Source organism: Microcoleus sp. A2-C3 (assembly GCF_036706065.1).
Lineage (GTDB): Bacteria > Cyanobacteriota > Cyanobacteriia > Cyanobacteriales > Microcoleaceae > Microcoleus.
This window is the reverse complement of sequence record NZ_JAUBVX010000012.1, coordinates 38,244-58,590: the sequence shown is the minus strand read 5'-3', so window position 1 is coordinate 58,590 and position 20,347 is coordinate 38,244. Positions and strand designations below refer to the sequence as shown.

Sequence of the window (20,347 nt, the reverse complement as noted above, 5' to 3'; positions counted from 1 at the left end):
AAAGCAGATTAATCAAGTTAATTTTACCGCATCTAAGTGCAACAACGGCTGAGATTTTGCCATTCTCCCATCCAGTTATACTCAAAACGGGCGATCGCTCTTCGTTGATCAGCCTCCCGCAGGCGCGGGCTTCCCTAACGCACCTACCTTCAAAAAAGGCGATCGCACCCGCGATCGCACAACCGCCCTAACAAGCTGAGCTAGCTCTCATTTACTTAGCATATTGTAATTATCAAGAAAACCTATAATTTTTTCTTGATGGCTTTCCGCTGCTCCCTCCGGGTTTTACAGCAATAATTAAATACGTATAAGCTAATCTGCACGAATCTCAAAGTTTTGTTACAATGGTCAAGCTGTTACAAATCGTAACTTATGCTGATTTCTATTTTAATAATTGACGTAGCCCTAGTTGCCTGGTCTTTGCATCTAATGCAAGAGGCGATCGCGCAACGGGAATTTTCACTAATGCTAGCCGGCACCCTAGTTGCTGCCTCAGCAGCGGCCCTGGTAGTCGTCTACTTCCTCATGGGGTCTTGTTTGAGCCATTTAACCGAAATATCCCAGCACACTTACTAAATCAAAGTAGCGATCGACAATTGTCAAAAAGCGAGGAATGCAAAAAAAAAGCCAAAAGCCTTGCGAGTCCAAGGCTCGAAACTATTTTCTTAAAAAGGCTTGACAAACATCGGTCAGTTAAGGCATGATTGAGAGCGCGAAAAGAAAGGGGAATTAGCTCAGTTGGTAGAGCACTACAATGGCATTGTAGGGGTCAGCGGTTCGAGCCCGCTATTCTCCATAAATCAAGATTAGATAAGACGTACGGTTGAAACCGCGTCTACAAAAACCAAGTCCGCCTCCGCGGTGTAAAGAGAATAACGCAATTTTCACCGCCCATTCTTCAACCCCTCTCAGCTCGGGTTTCGTTTGTATAGACGCGGTTTCAACCGCCCGGTCTTCTTTGGGCATTACCTGAAATTCGATCGCACACCACAAAAACCAATTTTCCCCTAAAATCAAAACAAGTCTACCCGCAAAAAAAACAAAGCGCTACCTGTGGCAAAGTCAACTGAACCCAACAATCCAGAGAATCCGAGTCAGCTTGCGCGATCGCCTCTGTACGAACTATCATTAGAGCTCAAAGGTCGGATAGTGCCCTTTTCCGGGTGGGAGATGGCAGTACAGTACGCAGGCATCAGCAGCGAACACCAAGCAGTACGTCAGCAAGCAGGAATGTTCGATATTTCCCACATGGGAAAGTTCTGCTTGAGAGGAAAACAAGTAATAGAAAAATTTCAACCCTTAGTACCCTCAGATTTGAGCCGCTTGCAACCAGGACAAGCTCAATATACAGTCTTACTAAATGACAAAGGCTGCATCTTAGACGACATTATTTTCTACTGCCAAGAACCCGATGCCACCAGTGGTGAAGAACGTGCAGTAATCATTGTCAACGCCGCCACTCGCATTACAGACAAAGCCTGGATTCTCGCCCACTTAGACTTGAACGAACTTATTTTCACAGACATCTCCGAAGACCAAGTTTTGATCGCAATTCAAGGGCCAGAAGCTGTTAAATATCTCCAGCCTTTCGTGGAAGACAATCTCGCACCAATCAAAGCTTTCGGACACTTAGAAACCAAGCTGTTGGGACAGCCGAGTTTTATCGCCAGAACAGGTTACACCGGCGAAGATGGATTTGAAATAATGGTGGATATAGAAACTGGGAAAAAAGTCTGGCAAAAATTGCTAGATGCTGGTGTTGTTCCCTGCGGTTTGGGTGCGAGAGATACCTTGCGTTTAGAAGCAGCAATGGCACTTTATGGTCAAGATATTGACGACAATACCACGCCTTTAGAGGCGGGATTGGGTTGGGTAGTTCACCTCGATAGCAAAGGTGACTTTATTGGGCGCGAGGTTTTGGAACAGCAGAAAGCTACGGGAGTATCAAAACGGTTGGTAGGGTTAGAAATGCAGGGGCGGCACATTGCGCGCCACGGCTATCCGGTAATCTTTGAATGCGAAATTGTAGGAGAAGTTACTAGCGGTACATTATCGCCTACTTTGAATCGGGCGGTAGGCCTCGCGGTTGTTCCGGCAAAATTAGCTAAAATCGGTCAGCAGTTAGAAGTCGAGATTCGCGGGAAAAGTTACCCGGCTACAGTGGTGAAAAAGCCATTTTATCGATCGCAAAATCGACCAAATTAAATCAGGTTCGAGCATTCGGAATTCAGTCCTTTTCCCGGATCTAAAGTTCTCACTACAAACTTCGGCGTTGCTGATTTACGGTATGAAAGGCTAAATATGCAATTCATAAAAACCAGCGTCTACAAAGTTTCTGGATTTTAAAATTATTTATTTCATACCCTGATTAAGCAACGCCAATTGGTTTAAAGCCGGAACCCTTCTAGGGAGAAATTAAAATCAGACTATTCTTTACTCCAATCCTCTTCCTTTCAGGTAGAGGTCGCTATCAACTGTCAACTGTCAACTGTCAACTGTCAACTGAATGAAATAGCATTTCAAAAAATTAGAATTTTTGCGATAAGATAGCAGATTCCAGGTCGATCGACTACACGGCAGAAGCCGGGAATCAGGGCGGGCAGAGGACACGCCCTTACAGCAACCGGGTTTTCGCGTAGCTAGATACCTGAAAAGTGCTGTAAGTTTGTAGTCAGAACTTGACCGCTGAAAGCTGAGGTAAGGAACGATTGAAGGCAAAAGAAAAATTCTCCCATTCCTCGTCTCTTCTTCCTGCGAGTGCCGATCGGCTAACAAAGGTCTAAAATCAGTACAGTCCTCTGCTGCCTTGCTTTCGGCAAGATTTAAGCATACTTACCCTGAAACCTCATAATAACCCTTGTGCCAGAATTTGCCCAGAACCGCCCAGCGCTGGATCTGAAGACTATATTTCCATTCGAGCTAGATAACTTTCAGAGAGAGGCAATCGCCGCCCTCGATGCAGGTAAATCCGTTGTGGTGTGTGCTCCCACAGGCTCCGGGAAAACTTTAATCGGCGAATACGCCATCCATCAAGCACTATCCAGGGGGCGGCGCGTTTTCTACACCACTCCCCTCAAAGCCCTCTCTAACCAAAAGCTGCGCGACTTCCGCCATCAATTTGGAGACGAGATGGTAGGTTTGCTGACGGGTGACATCTCCTTCAATCGAGATGCGCCGATTTTGGTGATGACTACCGAAATATTTCGGAATATGCTCTACGGTACACCGATCGGCGCTGTTGGTGCTTCGCTCACCGGAGTCGAAACCGTGGTGCTCGATGAGTGTCACTACATGAACGATCGCCAGCGTGGTACCGTCTGGGAAGAATCGATCATCTATTGTTCCAGCGAAATTCAACTGCTCGCCCTCTCAGCAACCGTTGCCAATAGTGGGCAACTCACAGACTGGATTAACAAAGTTCACGGGCCCACAGAGCTTGTCTACTCAGACTTTCGGCCAGTACCGCTGCAATTCCACTTCGCCAATCAAAAAGGCATATTCCCGCTGCTAGACGAAACCGGCAAAAGAGCTAATCCGCGGTTAGTCCCCAAAAAGAAGCAGCAAAAAGCAGAAAGAGGTAGCATTCCTACTCCCAGTTTGACCGATGTTTTGTCCCGGTTGGACGATCGAGATATGCTACCAGCAATCTACTTCATCTTCAGCCGTCGCGGATGCGACCAAGCAGTAGCAGAAGTAGGCAATTTCTCCCTGGTTAACGAAGCCGAAACAGCCGAACTCAAACGCATCATCGACGATTTTTTACAGCGAAACCCAGAAGCAGAACGCTTCGGTCAAAAAGAAGCACTTTTAAAAGGCATCGCAGCCCACCACGCAGGCATTTTACCCGCTTGGAAAGGTTTAGTAGAAGAACTCTTTGGCAGAGGTTTGATTAAGGTTGTATTTGCCACCGAAACCCTCGCAGCCGGGATCAATATGCCCGCCCGCACCACAGTCATTTCCACCCTGTCCAAGCGCACCGACAAGGGACACCGACTGCTAAACGCTTCAGAATTCCTGCAAATGGCCGGTCGGGCGGGTCGGCGGGGCATGGACGAGCTGGGACACGTGGTCGCAGTTCAGACACGCTTTGAAGGCGCAAAAGAAGCCTCCTATTTGGCAACAGCCAAAGCCGACCCCCTCGCCAGTCAGTTTACGCCCAGCTACGGCATGGTGCTGAATTTGCTGCAAACTCACACTATTGATGAAGCTCAAGAGTTGGTAGAACGGAGTTTTGGTCAATATCTGTCTACTTTGTATTTGCAGCCACAGCAATCGGAATTAGACCGGGTACAAGCTGAATTGGCTGTGCTGGAAGAGTCTCTGGCGGCCGGAGGTAATGTCTCCACCCTGGAAAAACAACTCGCCCATTACGAAAAATTGCAGGGAAGGCTCAAAGAAGACAAACGTTTGCTGAAAACTTTATTGCACCAAGCAGAAGAAGCTCGAATTAAGGAGATGTCCGTAGCTGTGGCTTTTGCAGTGCTAGGAACGGTTCTGAGTCTCAAAGGTAAGCACGTTCCCACAGCTAAACGATCGCACACAACTCCCGTGCCCGCCGTACTGGTTGCCAAAATCGCAGGTTCTGGGCAAGCACCAAACTTGGTATGCTTGGGCAAAGATAACCGCTGGTATATCGTCGCCATTAGCGATGTCGCCACCCTCCACGCCGAATTACCCCGTTTGAGCGTTGCAGATACCTTGATCCCGCCTGCGGAATTGACCCTGAGACTCGGCCAGTGCCGCTTGGGAAATGAAGACACTATCTCCATTGCTCAATCTATCCCAGAATTGCCGATACCGGAACCGAGCCCAGAGGCGATCGAGCAACAGCAGAAAATCGCCGCCGTAGAAGATCAACTAGAAATTCACCCAGTTCTAGAATGGGGCAATCCCGGTACTTTGCTCAAGCGCCAGCGCCGCCGGGAAGAATTGAAAAAAGAAATTCGCAAAGCCGAACAAGACTTAGAAAAACAGCGAGCTCGCTACTGGGAGCAATTTCTCAACTTAATTGACATTTTGCTGAATTTCGGCTGCTTGGAAAGAGTAGTTTCGGCAAATGTCAATCGAGATGATGCCTCCGAGAGGTTGGTGCCCACAATCTTGGGCCAAGCCTGCGCCGCCATTCGCGGTGATAATGAACTGTGGCTGGGTTTGTCCCTAATGTCTGCCGAGTTTGACGAACTCGACCCCCACCACCTCGCTGCTGCTTGCGCGGCCTTAGTTACAGAAGTTTCTCGGCCTGATAGTTGGACTCATTACTCGCTGTCTGCGGAAGTTTTGGCACCTTTGGACAATCTGCAAAAAGGCCTGCGCCGCCGATTGTTTCAAGTACAGTACCGCCACGAAGCTGCAATCCCGATTTGGCTGGAACGGGATATAGTAACTTTGGTGGAACAGTGGGCTCTGGGCGTTGAATGGCTGGAACTGATTAGTCATACAAGTTTGGATGAAGGGGATGTGGTGCGGATTTTGCGCCGGACTTTGGATTTCTTATCTCAGATTCCTCATGTCCCTCACGTCTCTGATTCTTTGCGGAGGAATGCTTGTCGGGCGATGCAGTTGATCGATCGATTCCCAGTGAATGAAGCTGCTACTCAATAACTTTTGAGTTGTGAGTTGGGGATGGGATTTGCAATCGTCGAACATATTGTATGCACAATGCGCACCAATTCAATTTGTAGGGTGCGCAATGTGCGCCGGTTGACTAAGTTATTGTAGGGTGCGTCGCCTGGGATAAATCCCTAACTAAAATCGACAATCTAACAGCGACGCACCTCTGCTTACAAAGCCAGTGTAAACAAACCAAACACTTCTTTTGTCGCAAAATTTTGTAAAAATGATATTAGTAAAAAAAATTACCAACTGAATCAACCGGTGCGGTGTGCATCGCCCTACAATAACTATTCATTGCTTCAATCCTCGGACTTCCAGGTAGAGGAAAGCTGTCAACTGTCAACTGTCAACTGTCAACTGAATAAGCGGTGTGGTGGGTAATTGTCGTGTCAATGCAACAAATCAAAGAGCATGGTCAAATGCCTGAAGCCTGCTCTCAGTCTCAAAAAAATCGCTTTTTCACCTTCTGGAAAAGAGTCTTAATTGGAACTCTAGCGAGTACATTACTCAATCTCTCCATCCTATTTCCCTCTCCCAGTTTCGCGGAAGTAGTTCTCGGCGTTGTTCGCAGTTCCGAGAATTCCCCCGATTGGGTAAAGATTACCACGCGCCTCTGGGAAAGCGGCATTGCTTACAAACCAATCAATCTCGAAGACATCAAAAATTTGGCAGATTTAGCAGGCTTTAACGTGCTGTTTTTGGCCAATATTGAAACTTTGACTCCAGCGCAAATAAAAGTTTTAGAAGCTTGGACAAAACAGGGTGGCCGCTTGATTGCTTCGGGCCCAGTCGGCCGCAGTTCCCCGGCTTTGGTGCGTCAATCTTTACGATCGCTCCTTGGGGCCTATTGGGCTTTTCCCTTGACTCAGCGGGGGGCGGTGCAACCCCGCACCCGCTGCCGGGATCTGGCTTGCACCGCTTCTAGCAATTGGGTGCCACCGGAACAACAAAATGCCTCAGTCCAAGGCGGTGTCTTGATTCCTGCCGACGCGAACAGTCAAACTGTCGCTACTTGGAAAGATAGTTCCGGTTCCTCCGCTGCGATCGCCACCGATCGCGCTACCTATCTCGGCTGGCGCTGGGGTAGCGACGGTTCCCCAAATATAGACTCGGCTTGGCTGCGGGCCTCGATCGCCCGCTGGGGCGGAACTGTCGGCTCCCCTGCTGCGCCTATAGCAGCCACACCCCCGCTACCAAATCCCCCCGACCGACTTACGAGAAATACGCCTAGTTCGCCACGAAATACCCCGCTGAGCCGACTTTCTCCTTCTCCCCCCCTTCCCGATCCAGTACCTGCAACTTTTACAGACCCTTCGGATCAGTCGGCGCCGGCGGGTTTGGATGTGCAGGCAAATTCCAATCAGCCGATCGTCAGCATTGAAGCGTACTTGATGCGCCAAGAACTCACCAACCTCCTCGGCCGGTTTGAAAGCGCCCTGACAGCAGCTAATTCAGCCAATACCCCCATCAATCTCAATGCTGCTACCCCCCCTCAACTGGTGGCGTCAACCAACAGTGTAGGGCCGTCTGCGAGTCGCCCGCTGCCTTTGCAAGGCACAAGGACGCGGGCGGTCGCCCAAGCCCGGCAGGTTTTGCAAAATTTTGACCAACTCCTACAAGAGCAAAAATACGCTGAGGCTAGGCAGCAGTGGGTGCAAGCGCGCCAGTTGCTGTGGCAAAATTATCCCCAGGAAGGGCAGCGCGTTGGGGCGGAAATTCGCGCGGTTTGGCTCGATCGCGGTACGATCGTCGCAGCGCGATCGGAACAGGGTTTGGCCGCTGTGTTCGATCAACTTGCCGCCGCCGGGATCAATACCGTTTTCTTTGAAACTTTGAATGCCGGATATCCGATTTATCCCAGTCAAGTTGCACCCCAACAAAACCCCCTGACAGTGGGCTGGGACCCCCTGGAATCTGCTGTTAAATTAGCCCATGAGCGAGGCATCGAATTGCATGCTTGGGTTTGGATTTTTGCCACCGGAAATAAGCGCCACAATGCTTTAATTGGTCAACCTAATTCTTATCCTGGGCCAGTGCTTTCAGCTCATCCAACTTGGGCAAATATTGACAATAAAGGACGCATCCAAAATCCTAATGACGGTAAATTTTATATCGATCCGGCAAACCCGGAAGCGCGCAGTTATTTACTCCAAATTATTAGCGAAATTTCTACCCGCTACAAAGTAGATGGAGTCCAATTAGACTATATTCGCTATCCTTTTCAAAATGACAATGCGGGTTTTACCTACGGTTACGGTGTTGCCGCGAGACAGCAATTTAAGCAGTTGACTGGTGTAGATCCGGTGAATATTTCTCCCAAAGACGGCAGTTTGTGGCGGCAGTGGGTTGAATTTAAAACTAATCAAATTAATACTTTTGTCGCTGAAGTTTATCGGCTTTTGGGGTCGAATTCTCCCCGCACAATTCTGTCGGTGGCGGTGTTTCCGCACCCAGAAAGTCAGCGGATTTACAAAATTCAACAAAATTGGGAAGTTTGGGCCCGTCAAGGCATTGTAGATTTGATTGTGCCGATGACTTATGCTTTGGATACGAACCGACTTCAGCGCATAACTGAACCGCTAGCAAAGGAACAAATGCTCGGTTCGGCTTTGATTTCTCCGTCGGTTAAGTTGTTGACACTCCCGGAAGTTGTGGCGATCGACCAAATTCAAGCTTTGCGCGATTTGCCGACTGGGGGCTATGCTATTTTTGCGGTGGAAAGTATCAACAGCGGGATGCAGGGCTTTTTTAACCGCACTCAAGGGCGCCCCGTGCGTTCCGCTTCTGCTTCCGAACCAATTCCTTACCGCCAGCCCTTTGCAGCAGCGGCTTCGCGGTATACTACTCTCAAGCAGGAATGGAGTTTTTTGTTGGCTAACAATCAGTTGCGGGTGTCGGAATCTGAACTGAAAGTGCTCAAAAGTCGATCGGACGAATTGGCGCAAGCTTTCAGCAAATTGGCAGCCAATCCTTCTACCGAAAGTTTAGCAACTGCTAAAAGATTGTTGGCGAGTTTTCAATCTCAATTTCAATCTTCCATGCGCTTGCATTCTGCCGACAATAGCTATCAGGTGCAAACTTGGCAAAATCGTTTGGAGAGTTTGGATATGCTATTGCGTTACGGCGAAAGGGTGGAGTTAAATCGCAGGTAAAATCAGCTTTTTGTGCGATCGGGCGGTTCCTTCTAGTCTTTCAACAAACACGTGCTACACATACATGGTTGGCAGCGCTGCTGCCAACCCTAGGCGCTGCGCCAAAAACCAAACAGCAAAAGAGAAAACAGCATCGCGCAGCAGTGACCAACAGATCGATCGCATCAATTATCTGTATTAATAGTTACGGAAAAACTGTCAGCAGAAATACGTTATAGTTATTTAAATCCATACCTTCTACTATTACCATATATTCACGGTGCGAAAATCACGGATACACCGATAACTATTTTTTATTTCTCTTCAGCAATTACTAATTACCAATTACCAATTACTCTTAGGATGAATATGTTTCCTAAACCGCTCAATCGCTTTGCTACCAAAATTATCGGCAAAGCTCCATTACAAACTGTGCTCGTGCTTCCTTTTTTAGTGCAAATTGTCGGCACCGTAGGAATTGTAGGTTGGCTGTCGTTCCAAAACGGTCAGCGCGCGGTCAACGATGTTGCCGCTCAGTTGCGGGGAGAAATTAGCGATCGCATCAAAGACCGCATGGAAAACTATATGTCAATTCCCCACATTGTCAATCACCTCAACGTTCAAGGCGTAAAATTGGGGCAATTAAACCTAGAAGATAAACAAAAATTAGAACTTCATTTTCTCGAACAAATTCAATATTTTGATACAATCAGCATCATTTATATAGCCCAAGAAAATGGAGACCACTCTGGAGCAATCCGCACTAAAGATCAGATTATGATATCTGCGGCTGACAAATCGACTGGCAACAAATTAGCTCGATATACTGGTGACTCTCAGGGAAACCGCGTTCAATTAATGGAAACTTCGCCCAACATTTACGACCCGCGAATTCGCCCTTGGTACATAGCAGCAGCCGCCGCCAAAAAACCTGTTTGGACTCCAATTTATACAGATTTTTTGACTAGGGAACTGGCAATTACTGCTGCTATGCCTATCTACAACGACGCTGGCAAGCTGTTAGGAGTAGCTGGCAGCGATTTGCTGTTTTCCAAAATCAAAGAGTTTCTCGTCAGCCTCAAAATTGGTAAATCTGGGCAAACTTTTGTGATGGAGCGATCGGGAATGTTAATTGCCACTTCAACAGCGGGCCAAGAATTCGCAGTGGAAGGTAAAGAAGCAAAACGCATCAAAGCTTCAGCAAGCGAGAATCCCGTAATTCGCCAAACCGCACAGCATTTAGAAAAAACCTACCAAAGCTTAGCTAAAATCAAAAATTCTCAACAGCTTCCTTTTGATATTGACGGGAAGCGCAATTTTATGGAGGTAACTCCTTTTCAAGACGATCGGGGGTTGGATTGGCTGATTGTCGTAGTTGTACCAGAGTCCGACTTTATGGAGCAAATTAACGCCAATACCCGCACGACTTTTTTGCTGTCGGTTGCAGCTTTGATTGTGGCGACAATTCTGGGAATTCTTACTGCTAAATGGGTGGTGCGGCCGATTTTAAGATTGAATGCAGCGGCCAAAGCTTTGGCAAAGAATGAATGGGATACAAACCTCACTCTGAATCGCGAAGATGAACTCGGAGAACTTGCCACTGCTTTTAACAGCATGGCAGAGCAATTGCAGCATTCATTTACTTCGATATCGGAAAGCGAAAACCGAGTCAAACAATTTCTCAATGCAGTACCGCTAGGCATTTTTATTACCGAGCCAAACGGTCAACCTCACTACATTAATCCTACAGGAGAGCAACTTTTAGGTAAAGGAATTATAGCAGCAGATGCCGAAAATTTGCGCCAAGCTTACAAAGTTTATTTAGCTGGAACTCAAGAAATTTACCCGGCGGAGCGCGACCCAATTTTAAATGCTTTGCAGGGCAAAAGTGTAACTGTTGATGACATTGAAATCTCCTTGACTGACAAAACTGTTCCCCTGCAAATTTGGGGCACTCCTATTTACGACGATCGAGGCAACATTGTCTACGGGATGTGCGCTTTTCAAGATATTACTGAACGCAAACAGGCGCATAAACTGTTAACTGAATACAACCAAAATTTAGCAGTGCAAGTTGCAGAACGCACGGGCGATCTTGCTAAGGCAAAAGAAAAGTTTTCTAAAGCTTTTCGTTCCAGTCCCAATGCAATTACAATCACGAGAATCAGTGACGGCAGCCACCTTGAAGTTAATGACAGCTTTTGCCGAATGATGGGCTACAGTCACGAAGAAATTATTGGAAAAACAGCGGTAGATCTGAATTTTTGGGCGACTTTAGCAGAGCGCGATCGCATGATTCAAATGTTGAAAAACAAGACGGCAATTCACAATTACGAGCTGAGGTTTCGCAATAAAAGTGGTGCAGAAAGAACGGCGCTGCTGTCGATTGAAACCATTGATATTGACGGAGAAGCTTGTTTTCTGTCGATTTCTAGCGATATTACCGATCGCCAAAAAGCAGAAGCAGCCCTCCGCGAAGCAGAAGAAAAGTACCGCAACATCTATGAAAATGCTTTAAACGGCATTTTTCAAACTGCTGCTGACGGGAAATACATCAGCGCTAACCCCGCTTTAGCTGAACTCTACGGTTATGAATCGCCCGCAGAATTGATCGCAGCGCAGCCGAATTTCAATAACCAGCTTTACGTAAATCCCAACCGCCGCTGCGAATTTACAGTGCTGATCGACGAGTACGGGATATTGTCAAACTTTGAAGCGGAAATCTACCGCAAAGATGGCAGCATCATCTGGATTTCGGAAAATTGTCGCGCTGTCTGCGATGCCGCAGAAAATTTACTTTACTACGAAGGTTTTATTAAAGACATTACTGATAGCAAACAAGCGGAAATGAAAATGCAGCAGGCGAAAGAAGCTGCCGAAGCAGCCAACAAAGCTAAAAGTACCTTTCTCGCCAATATGAGTCACGAATTGCGATCGCCCCTGAACGCAGTCATCGGCTTTGCTCAAGTCATGATCCGCAGTAAAAATCTGTCTCCTGAAAATCAAGAAGATGTCGGAATTATCCTGCGGAGTGGCGAACATTTGCTGGCTTTAATCAACCAAGTTTTAGACTTGTCCAAAATCGAAGCGGGACGCACTACTATTAATGAAAAAAGCTTCGATTTTTACCGATTATTCGACGATTTAGAAGATATGTTTGCTCTCAAAGCTGAGGAAAAAAACTTACAATTAATCTTCGATCGGGACGCGGAAGTTCCCCATTACATTTGCACCGATGAAGTGAAATTGCGCCAAGTTTTAATTAATTTGCTTAATAATGCAATTAAGTTTACTTCAGAAGGGGGAGTTTCGGTGCAAGTTAAAGGAAGAAAGCGGAATTTGCACAAAAACAGCCCTGATGAATTGCCCGGCCGCTACTCGCTCCATTTTGAAGTTCAAGATACTGGTGCAGGCATTGCTGCTGAGGAAATTCATCAGTTATTTGAAGCATTTGTACAGACAAAAACAGGTAAAGATTCTCAGGAAGGCACAGGTTTAGGTTTAGCGATCAGCAGACAGTTCGTGCAATTGATGGGAGGTGAAATTACGGTTAGCAGCGAGGTTGGCAAGGGTGCACTATTTCAGTTTGACATCCAAGTTCACCTGGTTGAAGCTGCTGATATTGAAATCAAAAAAGCTCTACGTCGAGTTATTGCCCTCGAACCGAATCAGCCGAGTTACCGCTTGCTAATTGTGGACGACAAACCCCTGAACCGCCAACTGTTGGTCAAACTTCTCAGTCCGCTGGGATTTGAGTTGAAAGAAGCGAATAACGGTCAAGAAGCGGTGGATATTTTTATGGATTGGGAACCGCATCTGATTTGGATGGACATGAGAATGCCTGTGATGGACGGGTACGAGGCAACGAAACAGATTAAAACTACAACTGGCGGGCAAGCAACGGCGATTGTAGCTCTGACTGCTAGTGTTTTGGAGGAAGAACGGGCGGTGATTCTTTCGACGGGTTGCGATGATTTTATGCGGAAACCGTTCCGAGAGGAGGATATTTTTGCGGCAATGGGCAAACATTTGGGAGTACGTTATATTTATGAAGATCCAACAGCAGTCAGTGTGGCGGGTGTAGGGGAGTCCAGTCAGGATGTGCTGACACCGGAGGCGATCGCCTCTCTTTCTCCAGACTGGATGGTTGAATTCAAGCAAAATATTTTGAGTGTGGACATGGAGGCGATCGCCAGTTCGATCGCACAAATCGGCACTGTCAACCCCTCTCTGGCTGACACCCTTCAAGATTGCATTAATAATTTTGAATATGACAGAATCCTTACCATAATTGATCGCAGCGAAAACCAGTAAATAACCGATGAATTCAAGTTCCTCCAACACCAATCGAGCTAATATTTTAGTAGTAGACGACACACCACAAAACCTGCGGCTGCTGGCAGGAATTTTGAGCGAAAAAGGCTATCAAGTTCGCCCAGTTCCTAACGGTAAGCTAGCACTGTCTGCCGCTCAAAAAATGCCCCCGGATCTAGTGCTGCTGGATATTATGATGCCGGAGATGGATGGCTATGAAGTTTGTCAGCGGCTCAAAGATTCTGAAGTAACCAAAGACATTCCGGTGATTTTCATCAGTGCGATTAACGACGTGATGGATAAAGTTAAAGCTTTTGGAGTTGGGGGAGTGGACTTTATTACCAAACCGTTTCAGGTTGAAGAAGTTTTAGCCCGGATCGAAACTCATTTAAAAATTTGTTCACTGCAACAAAATTTGCAAGAAAAAAATCAAGATTTAGCAACTGCCATCTACCAACTGCAAGCCACCCAAGAGCATTTGATTCAATCGGAAAAAATGGCGGCACTGGGACAACTGATTGCCGGCATTGCCCACGAAATAAATACCCCCCTGGGCATTATCGGCTCCTCTATTGATAATATAGCTACTTTCTGGGACGATAATTTAGGAAAAATGCCTCATTTTTTTCAACAACTTTCCGAAGAAAGTCAAGCTCACTTTTTAGCGTTACTTTACAGATCTACCAATCAAAAAATTTTATTTACTAGCAGAGAGAAGCGAAAATTTAAGCAGCAGTTGACTGGGGATTTGAGGGCAGCATCTGTTAAAAATGCTGAAGAAATTGCGGATACTTTAGTTGACATGGAAATCTACGATAACATAGAACAGTTGTTGCCACTTTTTAAATTGCCGGATTGGGAAGTAGTTTTCAATACAGCTTACCAGTTTGTGAGCTTTAAGAAAAGTATTAGCCTAATCCAAAGAGCGACAGCTAAGTCGGGAAAAGTAGTATTTGCCTTAAAAAGCTACGCTCATTTCGATAGCAAGCAAGAAAAAGTCCAGGCGAACTTGCACGATGGCATTGAAATGGTGTTAACCCTTTATCAAAATCAACTGAAACACGGTATAGAAGTCGTTAAAAATTATGGAAATTTACCGAAAATTATGTGCTATCCCGATGACTTAAATCAAGTTTGGACGAATCTTGTTCACAATGCCCTGCAAGCAATGGATTATAAAGGTATTTTGACGATTGAAACTCTGCTGCAAGAGGCAAATATTTTGCTCAAATTTACTGATAACGGCAAAGGTATTCCCCCAGAAATTATTCCTAAGATTTTTCAGCCATTTTTTACGACTAAATCTGCGGGCGAAGGTAGCGGTTTGGGATTGGATATTGTGAGAAAAATTGTTGACAAACATGAAGGTACAATTGCTGTAGAATCGGTACCGGGGCAGACAACTTTTACCGTCTCGCTGCCAATCTATTAAACAAAACTTACCCGCAGGGGGCTGATTCCCGGTAGCGCCAGGGGCTGTCTCGCTGACAAAGACAAGATTTATTGCGATAAACCGGGTTTCTTTTCGGAAGTCCTCTTAAAATAAGATACGGGGCAGATATCGTGCATCCTCGCCCGAAATCAATCACAGAGGAGCAAGTCATGTCGGTAAACCCACTAAAATTCAAGCAGAGAGGAAAAGATGAATAAGCCTGTAATTCTTTGCGTTGACGATGAACCCGATATCTTGAAGACTCTCAAGATGCAGCTCAAAAATGAATTTAAAGATGATTACTTTTATGAATTAGCTGAAAGTGGTGATGAAGCTTTAGATTTGCTTGAGGATTTTGAAGAAGAAGCTGAGGTGATTGTGATTGTTTCTGATTGGCTGATGCCGGGAATTAAAGGTGATGAACTTTTAATTAGAGTTCACCAAAAATATCCTAAAATTATTAAGGTGATGTTGACCGGACAAGCGGATGCAGCGGCAGTCGAGCGGGCAGTACAAGAAGCTGATTTATATTGCTGTTTGTACAAACCGTGGAATAGCAAACAGTTAATAGAGACGATCAAATCTGGGCTGGCAAAGTTATTATGAAAAAACCTGTGATTGTGTGTATTGATGACGAACCTGATGTTTTGAACAGTTTAAAGATTGAACTGAAAAAGGCGATCGGCGATCAGTGTATTATTGAAACGGCTGAAGGAGGGGAAGATGCTTTAGAGTTGCTGGCAGATTTGCAGGCAGATGAATACGAGATTGCTTTGGTGCTTTCCGATTATATCATGCCGGATATTAAAGGGGATGAACTGCTCAGAAGAATTCACGAAAGCTCGCCGGATACGCTGACGATTATGCTGACGGGGCAAGCAGATTTGGAAGCTCTGAGCAATGCTATCAAGTATGCTAAATTGTACCGTTATATCCCTAAACCTTGGCAAAATGAAGACTTAAAATTAACGGTGGTAGAAGCAATTCACAGTTACTTGCAAGACCAAAAGTTAACAGATGAAATCCTGAAGAGGCAAGAGGTAAACGAGGAGTTGAAGCTAGCAAATGTGGCTCTGTCGGCGAGTGAAAGCCGCCTGAAGCAATTTTTAGCAGCTTTGCCAGTGGGGGTATCTGTTTACAATCCCGACGGCTCGATCGCCTATTTCAACCAGACAGCGCGCGATTTGCTGGGTGCAGACACGATCCCGGAAAGCACAGCGGAACAATTAGCTGCAACTTATCAACTGTATGTTGCCAATACTGATCAGCTTTACCCGCCGGATAATCTGCCAATTTTGCGCGCACTCAAAGGAGATTTTGTCAAGGTTGACGATGTAGAAATCCGTCAAGATGACAAAATAATTGCGATCGAGATCAATACTACGCCGATTTTTGACGAGAGCGGAAATATTGTTTATGCGATCGCAGCTTTTCAAGATATTAGCGATCGCAAACAAGCCGAAAAAATACTAGCAGATTACCAGCACACCTTAGAAACCCAAATTGACGAACGTACAGAACAACTGCAACAATCCGCCTTAGCTGCTGAATCTGCAAACAAAGCTAAAAGCACGTTTCTGGCAAATATGAGCCACGAGTTGCGGACTCCTCTCAATTCCATACTGGGGTTTGCACAAATCATGGAAGGCAGCCCCAATCTTACTGTCGAAAATAGAGAAAATCTGAGAATAATTCGCCGCAGTGGCGAACACTTGCTCACCCTGATCAATGAAGTCTTAGACTTGTCAAAAATCGAAGCTGGGCGGATGATTGTCGATCCGAAAAACTTCGATCTCTACCATTTGCTGGACGACTTGCAAGATATGTTTTTATTGCGGGCAAAAAATCAAGAATTGCAGTTGCTTTTCCAGCGTGAGGATGACGTTCCCCAGTACGTGCGAACCGATGATGTTAAACTGCGGCAAGTGCTGATCAATCTCCTCAGTAATGCGATTAAATTTACGCAGACAGGCACGATTATATTAAGAGTTGTAAAATTAAAGAGTTCGGAAATTGTTGATTTACTGGCGAATCCAACAGTGTGTTTTGATACCACAAAAAGTATTAGGGACTTTGCGATCGATAGAGGTGATTCTGCAACTATTGAATTGAGAGAAGATGTTGATAATTCTGATCGGGATCTGATTGTTTTCCTTCGGATTGAAATAGAAGATACAGGAGTTGGCATTGCTCCTGAAGAATTGGGCAATGTTTTTCAGGCATTTGTGCAAACAGCTTCTGGTCAAAAAACTCAGAAAGGCACGGGTTTAGGATTGACGATCAGCCGTCAATTTGTCCGCCTGATGGGAGGAGAAATTGTGGTAGAAAGTCAACTGGAACTAGGCACTACTTTTAAAATTGAAATCCCAGTCTGTGCGGTTGGTACTGCTGATATTCCAGCCCCGGAAATTAACCGCGAAGTTGCTGGGTTGGAACCAAATCAACCGTGCTACCGGATTTTAATTGTGGACGATCGCGAAGACAACCGCGAACTTTTAGTCAAAATGCTTTCTCCTTTGGGTTTTAAGCTGCAACAAGCTGCCAACGGCCGCGAAGCAGTAGAAATGTGGGAAAATTGGCACCCGCACTTAATTTTGATGGATGTGCGAATGCCAGTGATGGACGGCTACGAAGCTACTAAAGAAATTAAGGCCAGAATACAGCAGAGAGAGCAAGAGCAGCAAGGAAACTGGGAAATGAGTATTTCCCATCAAGAATCCCCGATTCCGAAGATTGTTGCTTTGACAGCTAGTACAATTGAAGGCAGGCGATCGTTTGCTTTATTGGTCGGCTGCGACGATTTTATTAGCAAACCTTTCCGCAAAAATGATATATTTGATACCCTTAACAAACATTTGGGGGTGAAGTATCTCTACTCTGACTCAACTGATTTTATCCCAACGGGCGATCGGTATCATCTATCTGATTCCATATCTAATGCTGCGCTTGCTTATTTACCCACACTGCCCGCAGAATGGATAGATAATATTAGGCAGGTAATCCGCAGTGCTGATTTTGACTTAATTGCCAGGACAATCGAGGAATTAAGGGATGCTCATCCTGAATTTGTCGAAATCCTCCAGGGTCATCTCGATAATTTTGATTACCAGAAAATTCTCAATTTAATTGCCGAGGCGGAGGAATCAGATCGTGGAGATGAAGGCGGAACAAACTGAAAACTATCAAGCAGATATTTTAGTAGTTGACGACACGCCAGATAATCTGCGTTTGTTGATTAAAATATTGCAGAACAATGGCTATAAAGTTCGACCTGTTACTAATGGTTTTTCTGCCCTAGATGCGATTCAATCGAGCGCGCCAGATTTGATTTTGCTCGACATTATGATGCCGGATTTTAACGGTTACGAACTCTGTAAACAATTGAAATCACAACCGCAATTTAGGGAAATTCCCATCATTTTTCTGAGCGCGCTAGAAGAAGGAATAAATAAGGCACAAGCTTTTGAAGTGGGCGGAGCAGATTATATCACAAAACCTTTTCAGGTGAAAGAAGTATTGGCGCGAGTGAGCAATCAACTTACTGTGCGTTCCTTGCAAATGCAATTGCAAGAAAAAAATCAAAAGTTGACAGCTCAAAATGTTCAGTTGCACCAGGAAATTGCCGAACGCCGTCAGGTTGAAATGGAAACAAGATTGCTGCTACAGGCAACTCAAGCTATTAGCAAATCTGAGGATTTTGAGTCGGCTATAGATGTGATTTTAGGTTTAATTTGCCAAACTATTGAATGGAATCTGGGCGAAGCTTGGATTCCTTGCAGTGACGGCGTTTTAAGATGCGCTAGAGGCAGGTATGTCAGCGACTCGAGTTTTGCCCAATTCCGAGAGACAAGTTGGCAGTTAACTTTTCCTGCTGGTGTGGGACTTCCGGGGAGGATTTGGCAGTCGCATCAGTCTGAATGGATTGAGGATATTTCTATTGCACCATATCAGGTTTTTTTGCGATCGGAAATTGCGGTGAATGTGGGATTGAAAGCAGCTTTTGGTTTGCCAATTTTGGCGGACAACCAAGTGTTAGCTATTTTGATTTTTTATCGCGAGAAAGTTCTGGAATGTCAGCCGCGCTTGTTGGAATTGGTGAGTGCGGTTGCTACGCAGCTCGGTTCGATGATTCAGCGGAAACAAGCTGAGGCTGCGCTGAAGTTGCAGCAAGAGCAAACAGAGAAATTGCTGCTGAATATTTTACCGAAACCTATTGCTGAGCGCTTGCAAAAAGAGCAAAAGTTGATCGCGGATCATTTTGATGAGGTGACGGTATTGTTTGCTGATTTGGTGGGTTTTACAGAGTTTTCTGCTCACAAAAGTCCGACGCAGTTGGTAGAAATTTTGAATGGAATTTTTTCGGAGTTCGATAGGTTGTCTGAGTTGCACGGGTTGGAAAAAATTAAGACGATTGGGGATGCTTATATGGTGGTTGGGGGTTTGCCGACGGCGCGGGAGGATCACTCTGAGGCGATCGCACTTTTGGCTTTGGAGATGCAGGTAGCTTTGAGAAAGTTTAATCTCAAAATTGGAGAAAGTTTTCAATTGCGGATCGGAATTCACAGCGGTTCGGTGGTGGCGGGAATTATTGGGATTAGCAAATTTAGTTATGATTTGTGGGGGGATACTGTGAATGTTGCTTCGCGGATGGAGTCGAACGGATTGCCGGGTAAAATTCAAGTGACTGCACAGACTTACGAGCGTTTGAAAGAGCAGTTTGTTTTTGAAGATCGTGGTCAAATTGCGGTTAAAGGTAAAGGAACAATGCTGACTTACTGGTTGATTGAAGAACAAATTCATTCAGTTGAAAGTTGAAAGTTGAAAGTTGAAAGTTGAAAGTTGAAAGTTGACAGTTGACAGTTGACCTGGAAGTTCGAGGATTGGAGTGATGAATAGTCTGATTTTAATTGATCCCGATCAGGGTTTCGGCTTTAAACCAATTCTTTATGATAAATGTTTTTTATTTTTTGATTTCAATTTCAATTTCAATTAATATATGAATATTAGATCGAACTTGCACTTTTAGGAGGGATAATCCTTTGCAGACAGTTGAAACAAAATCGCCTACAGCATTGAAAAGAGTCCTAGTTGTTTTAATATCACTGGTAGCGGTAGCGGTACTGTCGATCGCTATTTTTATCGCACTTCCCGGAGAAAAAACCATGTTTGCTGGAAAAAGACCTGCCAATATCGGCATTGTGTCAGGAAAACTCGCCGCGTGCCCTGCTTCCCCCAACTGCGTCAGCAGCTTCAGTCAAGATGCCGAACACCAAATCGAGCCTTTGGCATACACTTCGTCGCCTGCTGAGGCAATGGCTAAGCTCAAAGGGGTGATCGAGTCCTCTGCAAAAACTAAGATTATCACCGCAACTGATAATTACCTCTATGCGGAGTTCACGAGTGGTTTGATGGGGTTTGTTGATGACGTAGAATTTTTGGTAGATGATGGGGCAAAGGTGATTCATGTGCGATCGGCTTCGCGTCTGGGAGAGTCAGATTTAGGAGTCAACCGCAAAAGGATAGAGACTCTCAGAACTCAACTTTAAGATAGGAGGTACGGTTGAAACCGCCTCTAAACAAACGTGTTAGCCTTCTTGAACGGTAGTCCACCTCCGTGGACTAAAGAAAATAACGTAATTTAAACCGCCCAGTCTTTAACCCGCTTGGAGTGGGTTTTGTTTGTCCAGAAGCGGTTTCAACCGCCCGGTCTTCTCGATCGGGTTCTGAATTGCTGAGTGCGTCAACACCGACACCGCGCTGTATTCCTATAGTATTAAACACCCTAAATTAAACACTTCAGACTTTAGGGAGAGGGAAGTTAAGCCATTAATTTCTACTATTAATTTAAGTAGAGCAA

General features: G+C 45.5%; 11 protein-coding genes and 1 tRNA gene. All 12 read left to right on the top strand.

Features of this window, described 5'->3' with window-relative positions; translation table 11 throughout:
- The first annotated feature begins 56 nt into the window (after window positions 1-56).
- The 12 genes from QUB66_RS09215 (at window position 57) to QUB66_RS09160 (ending at window position 20,036) form a co-directional block, all read left to right on the top strand.
- Window positions 57-191 (top strand): hypothetical protein, encoded by a 135-nt coding sequence (locus QUB66_RS09215; protein ID WP_265236204.1) that lies wholly within the window; start codon window positions 57-59, stop codon window positions 189-191.
- Window positions 192-372: 181 nt separating this feature from the next.
- The gene (locus tag QUB66_RS09210) at window positions 373-576 is read left to right on the top strand and encodes a hypothetical protein (protein WP_265236206.1); all 204 of its coding nucleotides are present in this window, start codon (window positions 373-375) and stop codon (window positions 574-576) included.
- Between the two features lie 147 nt (window positions 577-723).
- Window positions 724-796: transfer RNA gene (locus QUB66_RS09205), tRNA-Ala, on the top strand.
- Window positions 797-1,053: 257 nt separating this feature from the next.
- Entirely contained in the window at window positions 1,054-2,205 is a 1,152-nt protein-coding gene (gcvT, locus tag QUB66_RS09200; protein WP_265236208.1) for a glycine cleavage system aminomethyltransferase GcvT, read from the top strand.
- A gap of 654 nt (window positions 2,206-2,859) precedes the next feature.
- Window positions 2,860-5,601, top strand: a complete 2,742-nt coding sequence (locus QUB66_RS09195) for a DEAD/DEAH box helicase (RefSeq protein WP_332966896.1) — start codon at window positions 2,860-2,862, stop codon at window positions 5,599-5,601.
- 431 nt (window positions 5,602-6,032) lie between these two features.
- The gene (locus QUB66_RS09190) at window positions 6,033-8,765 is read left to right on the top strand and encodes a family 10 glycosylhydrolase (protein ID WP_442923268.1); all 2,733 of its coding nucleotides are present in this window, start codon (window positions 6,033-6,035) and stop codon (window positions 8,763-8,765) included.
- A 348-nt stretch (window positions 8,766-9,113) separates the two neighbouring features.
- A complete protein-coding gene (locus QUB66_RS09185; protein ID WP_332966894.1) occupies window positions 9,114-13,058 on the top strand; it encodes a PAS domain S-box protein in 3,945 nt (1,314 codons plus the stop codon).
- A 7-nt stretch (window positions 13,059-13,065) separates the two neighbouring features.
- Complete coding sequence (locus QUB66_RS09180) at window positions 13,066-14,490, top strand: hybrid sensor histidine kinase/response regulator (RefSeq protein ID WP_265236216.1); 1,425 nt, start codon at window positions 13,066-13,068, stop codon at window positions 14,488-14,490.
- A gap of 210 nt (window positions 14,491-14,700) precedes the next feature.
- The gene (locus QUB66_RS09175; protein WP_265236218.1) at window positions 14,701-15,096 is read left to right on the top strand and encodes a response regulator; all 396 of its coding nucleotides are present in this window, start codon (window positions 14,701-14,703) and stop codon (window positions 15,094-15,096) included.
- Window positions 15,093-17,666 carry a response regulator gene (locus QUB66_RS09170; protein ID WP_332966893.1) on the top strand — a complete coding sequence of 858 codons (2,574 nt, stop codon included), beginning with the start codon at window positions 15,093-15,095 and terminating at the stop codon, window positions 17,664-17,666. The genes QUB66_RS09175 and QUB66_RS09170 overlap by 4 nt, the downstream gene beginning before the upstream one ends.
- Window positions 17,641-19,305: an adenylate/guanylate cyclase domain-containing protein gene (locus QUB66_RS09165; RefSeq protein ID WP_332966892.1), complete on the top strand. Its 1,665-nt coding sequence runs from the start codon at window positions 17,641-17,643 to the stop codon at window positions 19,303-19,305. Before QUB66_RS09170 ends, QUB66_RS09165 begins: the two co-directional genes overlap by 26 nt.
- Before the next feature lie 224 nt (window positions 19,306-19,529).
- The gene (locus QUB66_RS09160) at window positions 19,530-20,036 is read left to right on the top strand and encodes a DUF1499 domain-containing protein (protein WP_332966891.1); all 507 of its coding nucleotides are present in this window, start codon (window positions 19,530-19,532) and stop codon (window positions 20,034-20,036) included.
- The last annotated feature ends 311 nt before the right edge of the window (window positions 20,037-20,347 follow it).

Bases quoted from the DNA above. Each gene is read 5' to 3' on its own strand.
- QUB66_RS09175 (WP_265236218.1), top strand. From the start codon at position 14,701: ATGAATAAGCCTGTAATTCTTTGCGTTGACGATGAACCCGATATCTTG.
- QUB66_RS09190 (WP_442923268.1), top strand. From the start codon at position 6,033: ATGCCTGAAGCCTGCTCTCAGTCTCAAAAAAATCGCTTTTTCACCTTC.
- QUB66_RS09180 (WP_265236216.1), top strand. From the start codon at position 13,066: ATGAATTCAAGTTCCTCCAACACCAATCGAGCTAATATTTTAGTAGTA.
- QUB66_RS09210 (WP_265236206.1), top strand. From the start codon at position 373: ATGCTGATTTCTATTTTAATAATTGACGTAGCCCTAGTTGCCTGGTCT.
- QUB66_RS09185 (WP_332966894.1), top strand. From the start codon at position 9,114: ATGTTTCCTAAACCGCTCAATCGCTTTGCTACCAAAATTATCGGCAAA.
- QUB66_RS09170 (WP_332966893.1), top strand. From the start codon at position 15,093: ATGAAAAAACCTGTGATTGTGTGTATTGATGACGAACCTGATGTTTTG.